Source organism: Listeria cornellensis FSL F6-0969, assembly GCF_000525855.1.
GTDB classification, from domain to species: Bacteria; Bacillota; Bacilli; order Lactobacillales; family Listeriaceae; genus Listeria_A; species Listeria_A cornellensis.
Genome location: NZ_AODE01000071.1, coordinates 1 through 2500, shown reverse-complemented (window position 1 = coordinate 2500; position 2500 = coordinate 1). Strand labels below are relative to the sequence as shown.

Genomic DNA, 2500 nt, shown 5'->3' with positions numbered 1-2500 from the left:
CATGGGTAGATCACCTGGTTTCGGGTCTACGACCTGTTACTCATGCGCCCTATTCAGACTCGCTTTCGCTACGGCTCCGCTTTTTCCGCTTAACCTTGCAACAAATCGTAACTCGCCGGTTCATTCTACAAAAGGCACGCTATCACCCATTAACGGGCTCTAACTACTTGTAGGCACACGGTTTCAGGAACTGTTTCACTCCCCTTCCGGGGTGCTTTTCACCTTTCCCTCACGGTACTGGTTCACTATCGGTCACTAGGGAGTATTTAGCCTTGGGAGATGGTCCTCCCGGATTCCGACGGAATTTCACGTGTTCCGCCGTACTCAGGATCCACTCTGGAGGGAAAATGATTTCAATTACAGGGCTGTTACCTTCTTTGGCGGGCCTTTCCAGACCACTTCGTTTACCACTTTCTTTTGTAACTCCGTATAGAGTGTCCTACAACCCCAAGAAGCAAGCTTCTTGGTTTGGGCTCTTTCCGTTTCGCTCGCCGCTACTCAGGAAATCGATTTTTCTTTCTCTTCCTCCAGGTACTTAGATGTTTCAGTTCCCTGGGTCTGCCTTCCTTACGCTATGTATTCACGTAAGGATACTATCCGATAAAAGATAGTGGGTTCCCCCATTCGGAAATCTCTGGATCAACGCTTACGTACAGCTCCCCAAAGCATATCGGTGTTAGTCCCGTCCTTCTTCGGCTCCTAGTGCCAAGGCATCCACCGTGCGCCCTTTCTAACTTAACCATGTGGTTATTGTGCTTACGCACGCACCACGGGTATGTTCCTAACCTCTACGAGCCAGCGATGGCCGTATCCGTTAGGTGAAAGGTTACTTTCAGTTGATTCTCAGTTCTTACTTGGTTGGTACAAGTCAACGACTTATACCGCACTTTACTAACTTTCTTATCTAGTTTTCAAAGAACAACTTTCTTCTTGAGAGAGAATTGACCTCTCAAAACTGAACAAAACAAAAGATAAAACAAAAGCAGGTTTCCTTTTCCTTAGAAAGGAGGTGATCCAGCCGCACCTTCCGATACGGCTACCTTGTTACGACTTCACCCCAATTATCTGTCCCACCTTCGGCGGCTGGCTCCATAAATGGTTACCCTACCGACTTCGGGTGTTACAAACTCTCGTGGTGTGACGGGCGGTGTGTACAAGGCCCGGGAACGTATTCACCGTGGCATGCTGATCCACGATTACTAGTGATTCCGGCTTCATGTAGGCGAGTTGCAGCCTACAATCCGAACTGAGAATAATTTTATGGGATTAGCTCGACCTCGCGGTTTGGCAACCCTTTGTATTATCCATTGTAGCACGTGTGTAGCCCAGGTCATAAGGGGCATGATGATTTGACGTCATCCCCACCTTCCTCCGGCTTGCACCGGCAGTCACTTTAGAGTGCCCAACTAAATGCTGGCAACTAAAATCAAGGGTTGCGCTCGTTGCGGGACTTAACCCAACATCTCACGACACGAGCTGACGACAACCATGCACCACCTGTCACTTTGTCCCCGAAGGGAAAGTTCTGTCTCCAGAATGGTCAAAGGATGTCAAGACCTGGTAAGGTTCTTCGCGTTGCTTCGAATTAAACCACATGCTCCACCACTTGTGCGGGCCCCCGTCAATTCCTTTGAGTTTCAACCTTGCGGTCGTACTCCCCAGGCGGAGTGCTTAATGCGTTAGCTGCAGCACTAAGGGGCGGAAACCCCCTAACACTTAGCACTCATCGTTTACGGCGTGGACTACCAGGGTATCTAATCCTGTTTGCTCCCCACGCTTTCGAGCCTCAGCGTCAATTACAGGCCAGTAAGCCGCCTTCGCCACTGGTGTTCCTCCACATATCTACGCATTTCACCGCTACACGTGGAATTCCACTTACCTCTCCTGCATTCAAGTCTCTCAGTTTCCAATGACCCTCCCCGGTTAAGCCGGGGGCTTTCACATCAGACTTAAGAAACCGCCTGCGCTCGCTTTACGCCCAATAAATCCGGACAACGCTTGCCACCTACGTATTACCGCGGCTGCTGGCACGTAGTTAGCCGTGGCTTTCTGGTTAGATACCGTCAAGGGACAAGCAGTTACTCTTATCCTTGTTCTTCTCTAACAACAGTGCTTTACGATCCGAAAACCTTCTTCACACACGCGGCGTTGCTCCGTCAGACTTTCGTCCATTGCGGAAGATTCCCTACTGCTGCCTCCCGTAGGAGTCTGGGCCGTGTCTCAGTCCCAGTGTGGCCGATCACCCTCTCAGGTCGGCTATGCATCGTTGCCTTGGTAGGCCATTACCCTACCAACTAGCTAATGCACCGCGGGCCCATCTGTAAGTGATAGCCGAAACCATCTTTCAAACAGGCGTCATGCGACGCTTGTTATTATTCGGTATTAGCCCCGGTTTCCCGGAGTTATCCCCAACTTACAGGCAGGTTGCCCACGTGTTACTCACCCGTCCGCCACTAACGTCAGAAAGAGCAAGCTCTTTCGTCGGTTCGTTCGACTTGCA

Annotated in this window: 2 rRNA genes (1 of these 2 cut by a window edge); both read right to left on the bottom strand. The window is 50.5% G+C overall.

The features are described 5' to 3' along the window. A 23S ribosomal RNA gene (locus PCORN_RS16750) occupies positions 1 to 741 on the bottom strand; its annotated part reaches 2131 nt to the left of the window's first position; the annotation flags it as partial. Positions 742 to 1002: 261 nt separating this feature from the next. Continuing rightward, a 16S ribosomal RNA gene (locus PCORN_RS16745) occupies positions 1003 to 2500 on the bottom strand; the annotation flags it as partial.